12 protein-coding genes are annotated in these 14,139 nt (G+C 71.9%); 1 reads left to right on the top strand and 11 read right to left on the bottom strand.

What is annotated here, in order from left to right:
• The first annotated feature begins 137 nt into the window (after nucleotides 1-137).
• Nucleotides 138-1,691 carry an ATP-dependent DNA ligase gene (locus tag ACIRQP_RS19560; protein WP_403891388.1) on the top strand — a complete coding sequence of 518 codons (1,554 nt, stop codon included), beginning with the start codon at nucleotides 138-140 and terminating at the stop codon, nucleotides 1,689-1,691.
• Nucleotides 1,692-1,793: 102 nt separating this feature from the next.
• Here ACIRQP_RS19560 and ACIRQP_RS19555 read toward each other — a convergent pair whose 3' ends face one another.
• The 11 genes from ACIRQP_RS19555 to ACIRQP_RS19505 all read right to left on the bottom strand — a co-directional run bounded on the left by ACIRQP_RS19555 (nucleotide 1,794) and on the right by ACIRQP_RS19505 (nucleotide 13,960).
• Complete coding sequence (locus ACIRQP_RS19555; protein ID WP_403891385.1) at nucleotides 1,794-2,828, bottom strand: phosphatidylinositol-specific phospholipase C domain-containing protein; 1,035 nt, start codon at nucleotides 2,826-2,828, stop codon at nucleotides 1,794-1,796.
• Nucleotides 2,829-3,062: 234 nt separating this feature from the next.
• Nucleotides 3,063-3,263: a hypothetical protein gene (locus ACIRQP_RS19550; protein ID WP_403891382.1), complete on the bottom strand. Its 201-nt coding sequence runs from the start codon at nucleotides 3,261-3,263 to the stop codon at nucleotides 3,063-3,065.
• 121 nt (nucleotides 3,264-3,384) lie between these two features.
• Entirely contained in the window at nucleotides 3,385-5,316 is a 1,932-nt protein-coding gene (locus ACIRQP_RS19545; RefSeq protein WP_403891612.1) for an NAD-binding protein, read from the bottom strand.
• Nucleotides 5,317-5,494: 178 nt separating this feature from the next.
• On the bottom strand, nucleotides 5,495-6,658 hold the full coding sequence (locus ACIRQP_RS19540) for an NAD-dependent formate dehydrogenase (protein ID WP_403891379.1): 1,164 nt from the start codon (nucleotides 6,656-6,658) through the stop codon (nucleotides 5,495-5,497).
• A gap of 102 nt (nucleotides 6,659-6,760) precedes the next feature.
• Nucleotides 6,761-7,714, bottom strand: a complete 954-nt coding sequence (locus tag ACIRQP_RS19535) for a LysR family transcriptional regulator (protein ID WP_403891376.1) — start codon at nucleotides 7,712-7,714, stop codon at nucleotides 6,761-6,763.
• 79 nt (nucleotides 7,715-7,793) lie between these two features.
• Nucleotides 7,794-9,794, bottom strand: coding sequence for an ABC transporter permease (locus ACIRQP_RS19530; protein ID WP_403891373.1), 2,001 nt, complete (start codon nucleotides 9,792-9,794; stop codon nucleotides 7,794-7,796).
• 42 nt (nucleotides 9,795-9,836) lie between these two features.
• Nucleotides 9,837-10,655 carry a molybdate ABC transporter substrate-binding protein gene (gene modA / locus ACIRQP_RS19525; protein ID WP_403891370.1) on the bottom strand — a complete coding sequence of 273 codons (819 nt, stop codon included), beginning with the start codon at nucleotides 10,653-10,655 and terminating at the stop codon, nucleotides 9,837-9,839.
• Between the two features lie 170 nt (nucleotides 10,656-10,825).
• Entirely contained in the window at nucleotides 10,826-11,221 is a 396-nt protein-coding gene (locus ACIRQP_RS19520; RefSeq protein WP_403891367.1) for a molybdopterin-binding protein, read from the bottom strand.
• 187 nt (nucleotides 11,222-11,408) lie between these two features.
• On the bottom strand, nucleotides 11,409-12,659 hold the full coding sequence (locus ACIRQP_RS19515; RefSeq protein ID WP_403891609.1) for a methyltransferase: 1,251 nt from the start codon (nucleotides 12,657-12,659) through the stop codon (nucleotides 11,409-11,411).
• Between the two features lie 121 nt (nucleotides 12,660-12,780).
• Complete coding sequence (locus ACIRQP_RS19510; protein WP_403891364.1) at nucleotides 12,781-13,023, bottom strand: hypothetical protein; 243 nt, start codon at nucleotides 13,021-13,023, stop codon at nucleotides 12,781-12,783.
• A gap of 4 nt (nucleotides 13,024-13,027) precedes the next feature.
• A complete protein-coding gene (locus tag ACIRQP_RS19505) occupies nucleotides 13,028-13,960 on the bottom strand; it encodes a TetR/AcrR family transcriptional regulator (RefSeq protein WP_403891361.1) in 933 nt (310 codons plus the stop codon).
• Between the last annotated feature and the right edge of the window lie 179 nt (nucleotides 13,961-14,139).

The following is a 14,139-nucleotide window of genomic DNA, read 5'->3' as shown; positions in this document are numbered from 1 at the left end:
TACGCCCAGGCTAAGGGCTGTCCCGTAGGGTCTTTCGTCCGGATCCCGCCGGGCCCGCTGGATCTCGCCGGGCCCGCGCACCGATGGGCATGCGGCCACGACGGGCGGACGCGCGCGCGGCGTAGCACGATGGCAGCATGCTGTTGGCACCGCTCGCGCATGTCTCCCGGGAGGTCGCCGAGACATCGGCCCGGTCCCGGAAGATCTCCCTGCTGGCCGGACTCTTCCGTACAGCGGGATCCGAGGACGTGCCCATCGTCATCCCGTATCTGGCCGGGCGGCTGCCACAGGGCCGGATCGGGGTCGGCTGGAACGCGCTGAAGGACCCGCCCCCGCCCGCGGACCGCGCCACGCTGACCGTGCACCGGGTCGATGCCACCTTCACCGCCCTCGCGGCCGTGGCGGGCCGCGGGGCGCAGGCTGAGCGCCGACGGCTGGTCCAGGAACTGCTGGGCGCGGCCACCGAGGAGGAGCAGCGCTTCCTGGTGGGACTGATCTCCGGCGAGGTGCGCCAGGGCGCGCTGGACGCCGTCGCCGTCGAGGCCCTGGCGGAGACCTCGGGCGCGCGGGCCGCCGCGGTGCGCCGGGCCGTGATGCTGGCCGGCTCCCTCCAGAAGGTGGCGGAGCGGCTGCTGGCGGAGGGGCCACGGGTGCTGGAGGAGTTCCTGCTCACGGTGGGGCGGCCCGTACTGCCGATGCTCGCGCAGAGCGCGGCGAGCGTCGCGGAGGCGATCGACCGGCTCGGGGAGTGCGCCGTCGAGGAGAAGCTGGACGGCATCCGGGTGCAGGTGCACCGCGACGGGCCGACGGTACGGATCTTCACGCGCACACTCGACGACATCACGGACCGGCTGCCCGAGGTGACCGCGATCGCGCTGAGGCTGCCGGGCGACCGCTTCGTACTGGACGGGGAGGTCATCGCGCTGGACGTGGAGGGCAGGCCGAGGTCGTTCCAGGAGATCGCGAGCCGGGTCGGCTCGCGGATGGACGTACAGTCCGCCGCCGCGGCCGTCCCGCTGTCACCCGTCTTCTTCGACGTCCTCGCCGCCGGGGGCGAGGATCTGCTGGAACTGTCGTGCGCGGAGCGGCACGAGACGCTGGCGCGGCTGGTTCCCGCGCCGATGCGGGTACGACGGCTCGTGGTCACCGGCCCGGCCCGGGAGGAGGCGCGGGCCGCCGAGGCGTTCCTGCGCGACACCCTGGCCCGGGGCCATGAGGGTGTGGTGCTCAAGGCGCTCGACACCCCCTACAGCGCGGGCCGGCGCGGGGCGGGCTGGCTGAAGGTGAAACCGGTGCACACCCTGGATCTCGTGGTGCTCGCCGCGGAGTGGGGGCACGGCAGGCGCACCGGCAGACTCTCCAATCTGCATCTGGGCGCGCGCCGGCCGGACGGCTCGTTCGCGATGCTCGGCAAGACCTTCAAGGGACTGACGGACCAGATGCTGGAGTGGCAGACGGAACGTCTGCGGGAACTGGCGGTGCGTGACGACGGCTTCACCGTGACCGTACGTCCTGAACTGGTGGTCGAGATCGCGTACGACGGGCTCCAGCGCTCGTCCCGCTATCCGGCGGGCGTGACGCTGCGCTTCGCCCGGGTGGTCCGCTACCGCGAGGACAAGTCCGCGACGGAGGCGGACACGGTCGAGACGGTCCTCGCGGCGTACGGCCGGGATGTGACGGAGGGCGGCTGACAGCGCGGGACGGACATGGCTGTGGGACCACGCCGTCCCCTGGCCGCGAGCCCCGGGGCCGGCGAGCGGTACCGGCCCCGGGACGTGTGTGATTCCCCTGGCTCAGCCGCGCGGGACGACGGTCGCGAGCACCGTCGCCAGCGCGTGCCAGTCCGCCGAGATCAGGCTGGCGTTCCGCTGGGCCAGCAGCGTCAGCCGGTCGCGGGCCTGCTGCTCGGTGGGGTTGGTGCCGTCGATGGCCGGCGGGACGTTGTGGGCGTCCGTCATCAGCAGGAAGTAGTTCCGCTGCGCGTACCAGGCGGTGTCGATCGTGCCGGCCGCGTAGGCGGAGGCGTCGCCGTCGAAGAACACGAACCAGGGCCTGATCGTCGCGTCCGTGTAGCGGGTGCGCGGATCACCGGCGGTGGCCTTGTGGACGGCGGGGAAGGCCGCGGCCTCGCTCAGTCGGCCCGCCGCCTTGAGGTCACGCAGATGAGTGGCGTACTCACGGTCGGTCCACAGGGTGTCGAGCGGATTCTGCTCCTCCACCGTGCCGGGGATCAGCTCGACGATGAACTTGCCGGCCATCTGCGCGCGCGTCGGCCAGGCGCCCGCCTGGGCGGCCCGGTCGAGGTCGCCGCGGTCGCCCACCAGGTCGGCGGGGCGGTAGAGCGCGTCGCCGAGCTCGCTGTTGAGCAGCGCGTCGAGGGCGGCGGGGCCGCGGCCGGCCTGCCCCTGGAAGCCGTCCTTCATCTCGATCTTGAGGACGATGGGCCGGTGGTCCTGGTGGGCGTCGTGCCAGGTCTTGAGGTCGGTCAGGCAGCCGGCCAGATCGCGGTTCTTCGCGTTGGTACGCAGTTGGCTCACCGTGGCGGCGTTGGCGCAGTTGTTGTCATTGCCCAGCGGATTGCTGTGGGACACACGCCAGGAGGCGCCGAACACATTGGTCCATACGTCGAGTTCGAGCATCCCGGCCCCGGAGTCCAGCGCGTCCGCGAAGTACGGGAAGGTGGCCTTCTCGTACGCGTTGTGGACACCGACCCCGGTGGTGGAGGGGTACGGCAGCGCGCCCGTGTCGGCGGCACCGGCCGACGTGGTGGCGAAGGCGAGCACGGCGACGGCGCCGGCCGCCACCGTGGTGCGAAGGAACTTTGCCATATCCCTTGATCCTCCCGTTGCGCATGTCTTGGGCATGTCAACCGAGAGGGAGCGTAGGCGAGTTCGGTGACGCGGGGGAGGACGCGAGCTTACGGATGCAATCAGCGGGACGACGGCAACGAGAAGCGCGCCTCACCGCTCGGTGGGGCGCGCTCGGTGCGCGAGGCGCGTGGTCGGAGATATGGCGGCTGTCGCGGTCGCGCTACGACAACAGCCGGGATAACGGGACAGCCCTCAGGGCAACTGCTCCTCGATGGCCGCGCGACCCCTCTCGGCCAGCCGGCGCCTGGCCCATTCGATGTTCTCCGGGGTGAGATCGCGGCCGGAGGCGAGCGTGAGATCTTCGGCCGTGACCTGGTCGCACCCGCCGGTGTGCAGCAGCCGGTCCGGGGTCACGCTCTCGGGCTCCGGTCGCGCCGTGGACTCTGCGTTCATGCCGCCTCCTCGTTCATCCGGTGTTCGCCATTCTCGTGCCCGCCGGGCCCCGCCGCATCCCCGGTAGGGCCGGGTACGGCGCGGCGCCGGAGGGCCACGCCGCACCCGCGAAGGCCGGGGATCATCCCGCCGGGCGGGCCCGGGAGGCGGACCGCCGCCCGAGCAGTTCCGCCAGGCCCCTGCGGGTGGCCGCCAGCACCACCCGGTCCCGGGAGTGCAGCACATAGCCGGGGTGCAGATCCCAGACCAGCCCGGCCGGCCGCCGCTCCTCGTGATCGAGCCGGGTGTCGGCGAGATCGGGCACCCGGTCCCCCGGCGCCGCGGTGTCCAGGGCGATGACCCGCCAGGCGCCCGGCCGGAACACCTCCGCGACCGTACGGCCCTCCAGCCGCGGATGACCCGCCACATCGATGGCGGCCACCAGCAACACCTTGCGTTCCACCGGGATGGCCCCGAGGATCTGGCGCCCCATCATGGCGATGGCGAAGGCGGGGGCCGCCAGGGTGGAGACGCTGCGGCTGCGGGTGAGCGCCCCGGGATGCGCCGCGCGCAGGGTGCGGTAGACGGCGGTCGCGAAGTCGTCGTCGTACAGCCGCAGCGCCACCCGCAGATCGGGGGCGACGGAGCGCGCGTACAGCGCGGCTTCGAGATTGGTGGTGTCGACGCTGGTGAGGGCGAGCAGGGCGTGCGCCCGCTCGATCTTGGCCGCCTCCAGCACCCCTTCCTGGGTCACATCGCCCAGGACGGTCGGCACGCGCAGGCTGCGGGCGAGCGCGATCCCCCGCGCGTCGGGGTCCTCCTCCACGCACACCACCGGGATGCCCAGCTCACGCAGGCGTACGAGCACCCGGCTGCCGATCTTGCCGAGTCCGAGGAGTACGACATGGCCGGAGATACCACGCGGCGGCCGGCGCAGCGCCGATGCCGTACGGAACGTGCCGAGCGCCTCCAGGACCGCCGCGAGCACCACGGGCAGCAGCAGGATTCCGGTGACCATGGCGAGGAGCTGCATGACCTGCCGGGGCGCGGGCTCACCCACGGCGGGATCGCCGATGGCGAAGAGATCGAGCAGCGTGAGGTACATCGCGCCCAGCGGATGGGCTTCGGTGACCAGCGACGAGACGACCGCGAGGGTGAGTACGGCGGCGAGGATCCCGGCGAAGGACCACCGCAGCCGGCGGGAGAACAGTGAGGCGAGCGGGGCGCCGCGGCCCGCGAGCCGGCGCCGCGGCAGGTCGGGGGCGGCGTGCGAGACGGCTTCCAGCACGACCGTGCCGCGTCCGGTGGCGGCGGCGGCGCTCGCGTCGTCGGGCAGCAGTCGCGGGCCGTCCTGGCCGCTGTTGTCCGAACCCTCCGCCCCCGCCGGGTCGTTGGTGGTGGCGGAGAGCAGGGCGAGGGTGCACAGCCCCGGGTCGGCGACCTCGCCGGGCCCCGGCGGATTGCGCTCCACGGCTCGCAGCAGCAGACCGTCGGCCCGTATCACCTTGCTGGTCCCCGCGACGGCGGTGGCGGCCAGCGCGGGGGCGGCGGTGTCGGCGTCCGAGAGGACCGTGGTGGTGGCGTCCAGGGCCGCCCGGTCGAGACCGGGGAGGGCGACGGCCGCCGCCTGGTCGAGCAGCTCCTCCAGATGCTGGCCGAGCTTGCGGTTGTAGAGCCGGATGACCAGCCGCAGCTGGGGGTTGAGCCGGCGGGCGGCGAGCGCGACCCGGATATTCATCTCGTCGTCGTCATGGACGAGAGCGAGCGCCGCCGCCTCGTCCACTCCGGCGTCGGCGAGGACGTCCTCGCCGAGTTCCGCCGCCTCCAGGACACGCGGACCGTCCGGCCGCCCGGTCCCCTCCCCCGCCGGGTCCGGGAGCGTCGCGGCCGTACGGGCCATGGCCGCGGACATCCGTCCGAAGAGGGCCGAGGCTCTGCCCGGACCGGCCAGTGGTGCGGGCGGGAGGCGGGAGGGGCGTACCGGCGGGATGACGAGCGTCACCTGCTCGCCATAGACGTCGCGCAGCTCGCCCGCCAGCCGGTGGGCCAGGGTGTCGTCGCCGCAGACGACCATATGGCCCGTCGGCAGGCCCTGTTGTACCTGGTGAGGAAGTGTGGACACGCCACCAGTGTGCCGAACACGCGAGCGGACGCGACACAGCCGCCCCGGCCAGGGGCGTGGCCGGAAGCGGCTGAATCTACGTCAAATCCCCTTATCCCGAGGAGATATGACGGTGATCAGATCTTCTTGATCAGGTGTTCTTCACTGAGTACGAGTGGGCACCGACCCCGGCCAGCGCCCCCTTGTCGACGATCAGATACTCGTCGCGCAGCGGGGTGCCCGCGAACCAGGACTCCAGGATCTCCCGGGTCCCGGCGGCATAGCGGGCCTGGGCGGAGAGCGAGGAGCCGGAGATGTGCGGGGTCATGCCGTGGTGCGGCATGGTCCGCCAGGGGTGGTCGGCCGGCGCGGGCTGCGGGTACCACACGTCGCCCGCGTAACCGGCGAGCTGGCCGCTGCGCAGCGCGCGGTCGATGGCGTCGCGGTCGGCGATCTTCGCGCGGGCGGTGTTGATGAGATAGGCACCGCGCTTCATGGTGGCGAGCAGCTCGTCCCCGAAGAGTCCCTCCGTCTCGGGGTGGAGGGGCGCGTTGATCGTGACCACGTCGCAGTGCGGGACCATCGCGGCCGCGCTCTCGTGCCAGGTGAGCCCCAGCTCCTGCTCGACGGCCTCGGGGAGCCGGTGGCGGTCGGTGTAGTGCAGCCCGACGTCGAACGGCGCCAGCCTGCGCAGGACGGCGAGCCCGATCCGGCCCGCGGCCACGGTGCCGACCTGCATGCCCTCCAGGTCGTACGACCGGGCGACGCAGTCCGCGATGTTCCAGCCGCCGTCCAGTACCCACTGGTGCGAGGGCAGGTAGTTCCGTACGAGCGACAGCGTCATCATCACCACGTGCTCGGCGACGCTGATGCTGTTGCAGTACGTGACCTCCGCGACGGTGACGCCCTTGGCGATGGCGGCGTCGAGGTCGACATGGTCGGAGCCGATGCCCGCCGTGATGGCGAGCTTAAGGTTCTGGGCCTTCGCGATGCGCTCGGCCGTCAGATAGGCGGGCCAGAACGGCTGCGAGATGACCACATCGGCGTCGACCAGCTCCCGGTCGAAGACCGAACCGTCCCGGTCCTTGTCCGAGGTGACGACGAGGGTGTGGCCACGGGACTCCAGGAACGTACGCAGCCCCAGCTCACCGGAGACACTGCCGAGGAGCTGCCCGGGGGTGAAGTCGATGCCCTGCGGAGTGGGGGTGGTCTGGCCGCCCGGGTAGTGGTCGATACGAGGAAGGTCGTCGCGGGCGTACGTCTTGGGGTATCCGTCGACCGGGTCGTCGTACAGCACGCACAGCACCTTTGCCATGACAGCGGCTCCTCATTCATTGCTGCGGGAAGATGTCTCCACCCTCGTCGCGCCGCCGGGTCGTGGTCAAAATGAACCTTTCTATCTCGGGATAGGCCGCGGCTATCCCGAGTCACCGGACGGGGCCGCCGGGCTGAGATAGGTGTCCAGGAGCCGGTCCAGCGCCTCCCGTACGCCCGCCTCCCTGGCTATCTCCAACAGGGCTCTGGCCAGCACGGGTTCGGGGCTGCGGTCGGCGATGACCAGGCCCACCCGCGGGCCGTGCGCCGGGTGTTCCAGCGGGATCACCCGCATCCCGTCGGGAACCCCGAACATGTGCAGCCAGGCATGGGAGATGACGCTCGACCAGTGGCCGGCCGCGAGATGCGCGTACAGACCGGCGACGGAGTCCGTTTCGATGGCGGGGGTCACGGTGGTCACGCCTTCCGCGGCGAAGTACTCGTCCATGATCCGGCGGTTGCGCATCTGCCGGGAGAGCAGGCAGAGCGGCAGCTCGGCGATCTCCGCCCAACGGGCGGCCGGGCGGCCGGTCATCGATCCGTCGTACGGGGTGAGCAGCAGATAGCGCTCCTCGTACAGCGGACTCCTGCGGACATGACCGAGGCTGTCGTCGTCCAGATAGGTGAGCGCGATATCCAGCTCGAATTCGGCCAGCCGCTGGGCGATCTCCCGGGAGGAGAGGGAGTCGAGCGAGACCCGGGCGCGGGGATGACGTTCCACGAAGGGCGTGGTGAGCAGTGAGGCCGCGGTCAGCGCGGTGGGGATGGCGCCCAGCCGCAGGGTGCCGGCCAGACCGTCGCGCATCGCGGAGAGTTCATGGCGCAGGGCGTCGCGCTCGGCGAGGATGCGCTGCGCCCAGAGCAGCACCCGTTCGCCCTCGGGGGTCAGCCCCTCGAAGCGGCGGCCTCGCTGGACGATGGGCACGTCCAGTTCGTGTTCCAGTTTGCGGATCGCCGCGGACAGCGAGGGCTGCGACACGAAGCAGGCCGCCGCGGCCCGAGCGAAGTGCCGTTCCCTGGCGAGTGCCACCAGATACTCCAGCTGACGCAGCAACATCGCTCGCTCCCCTGCTCGGTCCGCGTACTCACCCTGTCAGGCCCTCGGCACCGGCGGGACCTCCCCGACGGGCCCGGTCTCACAGGGCGACGAGGGTGACCTCGGTGGCCTTGACACTGGTCCATACGGATACGCCGTCGGCCAGGCCGAGTTCGGCGGCGGACTGCGGCGTGATCTCGGCGACCAGATCGGGGGCCTCGTCCGAGGTGATCAGTACGCGCAGCCTGCTGCCGAGGGCGGTGATCTCGCGTACCGTTCCCCGCCAGACGTTGCGGGGGCTGCCGACGGGCCGCTCACGGTGTACGGAGACGGCCTCCGGGGCGATGATCGCGAGGGCCTCCGTACCCTCGGCGGGCGGCTCCGCGACGATCAGCCGCCCGCCGGCGGTGAGTTCGAACCCGGCGGGCCCCGACCTGCCGGGCCAGGCGTTGCGCCCGAGCATCCGGGCCACCCACGGCGAGCGCGGGTTACGGGTCACCTCGGCGGGCGGGGCGTCCTGGAGCACCCTGCCGTCGTCGAGTACGAGGACCCGGTCGGCCAGCGAGACGGCCTCGACCGGGTCATGGGTGACGATCAGACAGACCCCGCCGAAGCCGTCGAGATGGCCGCGCAGGGTGTGCCGCACGCGCGCCCGGGTGGTCTGGTCGAGTGCGGCGAGCGGCTCGTCGAGGAGCAGCAGCCGGGGCCGGGCGGCGAGCGCGCGGGCCAGCGCGACCCGCTGCGCCTGGCCGCCGGAGAGTTGATGCGGCTTGCGGTGGGCGAGATGCCCGACACCGAGCCGGTCGAGCCACTCCCGCGCGCTACCGCGGGCCTCGGCGCGGGGGACGCCATGGGCGCGCAGGCCGTAGCCGGTGTTGGCGAGCGCGCTGAGATGGGGGAAGAGCGCGCCGTCCTGCGGGACCCAGGCGACACCGCGGCGGTGCGGCGGGAGAGCGGTGACATCGCGGTCACCGAGCCGGAGTTCGGCGTGGGCGCGCGGGGTGAGGCCGAGGAGGGCGCGCAGCAGCGTCGTCTTGCCGGCTCCGTTGGGGCCGACGACGGCGATGGTCGTGCCGGGCTCGGCGTCCAGGACGAGCTGGTTGAAGCCGGTGACCTCAGCGTGCAGTCGCCAATGTTCGGCCGGGGCGGGGGCCTTGTCCGCCGTGAGGACGGTGTCGTCCGGTCCGGACGGTACGGAGGATGCGAACGGTACGGAGAGTGCGGAGGGTCCGGAGGGTCCGGACGGTACGGAGAGCGCGTCGGCGTCGTCCGACCGCGGGGCACGGTCCGGTGCGCGGTCGGCCGTCACGCCCGTCCAGCGTCCACGCAGGGCGATCAGTACGGCCATCGCGATGGCCAGCAGCAGCAGGGAGACCGAGGTCGCGGCCTCCGGCGAGTCCTGGAGCAGCAGATAGACCTGGAGCGGAAGGGTCTGGGTGGTGCCGGGAAGGTTGCCGGCGAAGGTGATCGTGGCGCCGAACTCGCCGAGGGCGCGCGCCCAGGTCAGCGCGGCGCCCGCGGCGAGCCCCGGGGCGACCATCGGCAGAGTGACGGTGAGGAACACCCGTACCGGCGAGGCGCCCAGGGACGCGGCGGTCTCCTCGTAGGCGGGCCGCATTCCCGCGAGGGTGCCTTCGAGGCTGATGATCAGGAACGGCATCGCCACGAACGTCGCGGCGATCACCGCGCCCGAGGTGTGGAACGGCAGGGTGATGCCGAACGAGCCTTCCAACCAGGGCCCGAGCAGCCCGCGCCGGCCGAAGCCGAGCAGCAGCGCGACCCCGCCGACCGTGGGCGGCAGCACCATGGGCAGCAGGACCAGCGCGCGCACCAGCGTCTTACCCGGGAACCTCACCCGGGCCAGCAGCCATGCCAGTGGCACCCCGAGCACCAGGGAGAGACCGAGCGCCCAGAAGGAGACCAGCAGCGACAGCCGCAGCGCCTCCACCACACCGGGGGTGGTGAGATGCGTCCCGAGATCGCCCCAGGGGGTGCGGGCGAGAATGCCGATCAGGGGCAGCAGCAGAAACGCGATCGCGAGCAGCGCGGGCAGCGCCAGCGCGGCGGGAGCGCCGGGGCCGCGGGTGCGCATGCGTCTCATCGGGCTTCCTGGGAGGCGGAGTTGCTGGTCACCGGCTGAGTGCTACGGCTTCTGGAACCCGGCGTCCTGGAGGATCTTCTGCGCCTCGGGTCCGCTGAGCCAGCTGACGAACGCGGCGGCGGCTTCGGTGTGCTCGGAGGTCTTGAGGGTGGCGGCGGGGTAGTCGGCGATGGCGTTCCGCGCGTCGGGGATGGTGATGGCGTCGACCTTGTCGGTCGCGGTGGCGGCGTCGGTCTTGTAGACGATGCCGGCGTCGGCCTCGCCCAGCTCGACCTTGCTCAGTACGGCGCGCACGTTCGGCTCCTGCGAGACCGGCTTGACCACGATCTTCTGGGCGTCCAGTACCTGCTCGCTGTAGCGGCCGACCGGCACCTCGGGCGCGGCCAGGACGACCTTCAGCTTGGGGTCGGCGAGGTCCTTCAGGCTCTCGATCCGGTCCGGGTTGCCCTCGCCGGTGGCGATCACCAGCCGGTTCTTGGCGATGATCTCCGGCGAGCCGGTGTCGCCCCGGAGACCGTCCATCGTCTTGGTGTCGGCGGTGACCAGCGCGTCGGCCGGAGCGCCCTGCTTGACCTGAGCGGCCAGCTCCTGCGAACCGGCGAAGGAGAACGTCACCTTCGTACCCGGGTTCGCCTTCTCGTAGGCGGCGCCCGCCGTCTTGAACACATCGGTCAGCGAGGCGGCGGCCAGCACGGTCAGATCCGCCGCCTGGGCACCGCTCGGCGATTCCTCGGCGCTCGTGGAGCCCGCGCCTGCGTCCTTCTTGCTGTCGCTTTCACCGCCGCAGGCGGCCAGCGGCACGAGAAGGGCGGCGGTCATGAGCACGGTCGCGGCGCGACGCCGGGTGAGGGCGAGGGACATGAGGGTGGACTCCTTGGCGGTACGGGCCCGGTACGGGCACGCGAGCGGACAGTGACAGGAGCGCCGGTGACGGGCGACGCCTCGGGGCGGTACGGAAAAGCGGCCGGCCACGACGGCCCGGGGAACGGCCGGCGGCGCGGCGCACCGCGAAGCCTCGGGAACCGCGCGGGTCATGTGCGGTCGATATGCACACTGGTCGACTTCACACGGGCGGTGGCCTGCATCCCGACCTCAAGGCCCAGTTCCTCGACGGCTTCCCGGGTCAGCAGGGAGACCAGCCGGTGCGGACCGGCCTGGATCTCCACCTGAGCGGCGACATCACCGAGCTTCACGGCGGTGACGATGCCGGGAAACGCGTTGCGGGCCGAGGTGTACGAGACGTCCTCCTCGCCCGTGTCGTTCTGCGCGAGTTCGATGGAGAACGCCGCGAGCGCGCGGCCGTCGATGAGACGGCGTCCGCCCTCGTCGCGATGGGTCGCGACCCGCCCGGCGTCGGCCCAGCGGCGCGCGGTGTCGGGGCTCACCCCGAGAAGCCTCGCCGCCTGACCGATGGTGTAGGACTGCATGTGCGACAAGATAGGCCGTATTCGCTCGCACATACAATTCTCAAGACAATCATCCAGCGCAGATGCGAGGCCGCCTGGAGGAAGCCCCAACGCCCCGGCGCGGCCCCCGGCCGCAGCCTCGGCGCCCGGCGCAGCCCCCGGCGCCCGGCTCAGCGCTTGACGGGCCGCTCAGCGCTTGATGGTCGGCTCAGCGCTTGACGGCCCGCAGGATGACGAACTTCGGATCGCTGGTCACGGTCTCGCAGTTGCCGAAGAGCCGCCGCAGCTTGGTGTGGTAGCCGAGGTGCCGGTTGCCGATGACCCACAGCTCACCCCCGGGCCGCAGCGCGGCGCGCGACCCGGTGAACATCCGCCACGCCGTCGCGTCGGTGGTCGCCTGATGGGTGTGGAACGGCGGGTTGTTCAGCACGAGATCGACCGTCCCCGCCGGTACGTCCGTCATGCTGTCGCCGAGGACGAACTCCGCCGCGGTCCCGGAGTCGACGTTCTTGCGGAAGGTGGCCTCGGCCGAGGCCACCGCCGAGAAGGACTCGTCGATGAATGTCACCCTGGCCGCCGGGTTCTCCAGCGCGATGGCCGTGCCCACCACACCATTGCCGCAGCCGAGGTCGACCACATGCTCGGGACCGTGGCGCCGGGGCAGATTGCGCAGCAGGAAGCGCGTACCGACGTCGAGCCGCTCGGCGCAGAAGATCCCCGCGTGGTTGACGACCGTACGGCCCGATACGGTTCCGAGCCCGTCCGGCAGCGCGTAGCCGTGCGGCCAGGGGCTGGCGGTCCGTGTGCGCCCCGGCGCGGCCGTACCGAAGATCAGCCGCGCCTTTCTGACCGCGAGCGAGGTCCTGGTCGGGCCGAGGATCTGCTCGAACAGCTTCAGTGTGGAGGTGTGGATCTCGGTGACCCGTCCCGTGCCGATGACCACGGTTCCCGGATGCACCGCCGGGGCGAGACGGTGCAACTGGTCCTCCAGCAGCGCGAGGCTCTTGGGGACGCGGATCAGCAGCACGTCGACGCGTTCCGGCGGGGTGTCCCTGGCCGAGAGCAGCCGTACGCAATCGTCGCCGACGCCGGCCCGGCGCAGATTGGCGCGGGTCGCCTGCTGGGTGAGATACGAATCGGTGATCTGGACGAGCGGGTCCGCGACGAGCTGTTCGAGCCGACGCGCGGCGAGCACCGTGGTCAGCGCGCCCCAGCGGTCCCCGACGACGACCACCGTGCCCGACAGGTCCGTCGGTTCGCTGCCTTCCGAAGCGTCCCCCGCGGCCCCCGCCGCCCCCGCGTCACCCGGCCGTCCCGCCTCCCCCTGCCCCGTATCGGCGCCCGCGAGGTGCCGCAGCAGATACTCGTCGGCGGCGTCCCACGCGCGCAGCGTGTCGCGGGGATGCTCGGGGAATCGGGTGAGGCCGAACTCGCCCCAGGGTGTCGTCAAACGGTTCATCGTGGTCACAGGCTATCCGTCCGGGAGCGCGGCGTACGCTCCGAGGCCCGCGCGGTGCCTGTTCAGCGCGCGTTCGGCCCGTTCCACAACCATCGCGTTCACCCGCCGCCGCGCCGCTCGCTCACCGGGCCGGCCCGTCCTTCGCCATCCGGCGCGCGTGGTCCAGGGCCGACCGCGCCTGCCCGACCGTGAGGACGGCGGCGAACTCGTTGCGGGCGATTTCCAGTACCACCTGGGCGTCGGCGGGCGGATGGGGGTGCTCACGCAGTGCGATGTCCGCCGCCGCTCGGGCGAGCAGATCGTCGTCGGGGGACGCGCCCGGATGGGACATGGTGCGCAGTACTTGGTGCCAGAGTCCGGTCATCGCGTCATTTCCCTTCGTCCGCGAGGCCGCTGTGCGCGCCGTCCACACTGACCACATTCACCGCACTGCCCACACTGCCCTCGCCGTTCTCACCGTCCACGGGAGCCCCGGAGCCGCCGGACCCGCCGGACCCGCCGGACCCGCCGGAGCCGACGGAGCCGACGGATTCGCCGGAGAGACCGAGGACGGCGAGTGCGTGGTGGACCAATTCGTCGGCCAGCATCAGCGGCGAGAAGGCGCTGGTATCGCGCGCCCAGTGCCCGACCATTTCGTTGACCGCCCCGATGAGGGCGACCATGGCGAGCGTGTAGTCGCGCCGTACGGCCTCGCCGCGCTCCACGGCACGCTCGGCCTCCCCGGTCAGGAAGTCGGTCCACAGGCCGCGCCAGAGCAGCCGGTGGTCCTCCACCGCGCGTCCGGCGCCGATGACTTCGATGAAGGCGATCCGGGTGGCAGCGGGATCGGCGGTGACGGCGTCCACATAGGCGCGGGTCAGGGCCGTGATCCTGTCGCGGGTGTCCGCGGACTCCGTCGCGGGATCGCTGAGGACCGTCAGGGCGGCTTCCATGCCCGAACGGGCGACATCGTTGTGCAGCGCGATCAGCAGCGCCTCACGCCCCTCGAACTCCTCGTAGAACGCACGGATGGAGACCCGCGCGGTGACACAGATCCGTTCGATGGAGGTGGCCGGGTAACCGCGGGTGAGGAACAGTTCGGTGGCGGTCGTGAGCAGCCGCTCGCGGCGCCGTGCCCTGCGCGCCTGGCCCGTGCGGTCCGGCGCCGGGGCCGTATCCCCGGGGGGCCGGCCCGTACCGGCGGACGGCGGGCCCGAACACGCGGGCGAGGGGCGCGCATCGGTGGGTGACGGCCCCGTACGCGCGGGCGACCGGCCCGTACCGGCGGGCGACGTGTCTGTGGATTTCCGGACCGGATCCATCCGACCTCCCCGAATCGCCCTGTGAACGTGCTGTGTTGCGTTGTCGCGTGGGGTAAGGGCGCTTATCCAGCATGGCACGCGTCGTAGGCCGACACGCCGTGATCCGAGAATGCTCCGCTGTCCGCCGTCACGGTGCATTCCTGTGTGAAAACCACCCGAATGGCCGTCACGCCGGGCTC

It is taken from the genome of Streptomyces sp. NPDC102274, from assembly GCF_044766385.1.
Taxonomy (GTDB): Bacteria; Actinomycetota; Actinomycetes; order Streptomycetales; family Streptomycetaceae; genus Streptomyces.
Note: the sequence above shows the minus strand (reverse complement) of the source record. Positions and strands in the feature narration are given on the sequence as shown.

Coding starts and splice junctions, on each gene's coding strand:
- ACIRQP_RS19520 (WP_403891367.1), bottom strand. CDS start 11,221: ATGCAGTCCTACACCATCGGTCAGGCGGCGAGGCTTCTCGGGGTGAGC.
- ACIRQP_RS19560 (WP_403891388.1), top strand. CDS start 138: ATGCTGTTGGCACCGCTCGCGCATGTCTCCCGGGAGGTCGCCGAGACA.
- modA (WP_403891370.1), bottom strand. CDS start 10,655: ATGTCCCTCGCCCTCACCCGGCGTCGCGCCGCGACCGTGCTCATGACC.
- ACIRQP_RS19545 (WP_403891612.1), bottom strand. CDS start 5,316: ATGGTCGTCTGCGGCGACGACACCCTGGCCCACCGGCTGGCGGGCGAG.
- ACIRQP_RS19530 (WP_403891373.1), bottom strand. CDS start 9,794: ATGAGACGCATGCGCACCCGCGGCCCCGGCGCTCCCGCCGCGCTGGCG.
- ACIRQP_RS19535 (WP_403891376.1), bottom strand. CDS start 7,714: ATGTTGCTGCGTCAGCTGGAGTATCTGGTGGCACTCGCCAGGGAACGG.
- ACIRQP_RS19550 (WP_403891382.1), bottom strand. CDS start 3,263: ATGAACGCAGAGTCCACGGCGCGACCGGAGCCCGAGAGCGTGACCCCG.
- ACIRQP_RS19540 (WP_403891379.1), bottom strand. CDS start 6,658: ATGGCAAAGGTGCTGTGCGTGCTGTACGACGACCCGGTCGACGGATAC.
- ACIRQP_RS19510 (WP_403891364.1), bottom strand. CDS start 13,023: ATGACCGGACTCTGGCACCAAGTACTGCGCACCATGTCCCATCCGGGC.
- ACIRQP_RS19515 (WP_403891609.1), bottom strand. CDS start 12,659: ATGAACCGTTTGACGACACCCTGGGGCGAGTTCGGCCTCACCCGATTC.
- ACIRQP_RS19505 (WP_403891361.1), bottom strand. CDS start 13,960: ATGGATCCGGTCCGGAAATCCACAGACACGTCGCCCGCCGGTACGGGC.
- ACIRQP_RS19555 (WP_403891385.1), bottom strand. CDS start 2,828: ATGGCAAAGTTCCTTCGCACCACGGTGGCGGCCGGCGCCGTCGCCGTG.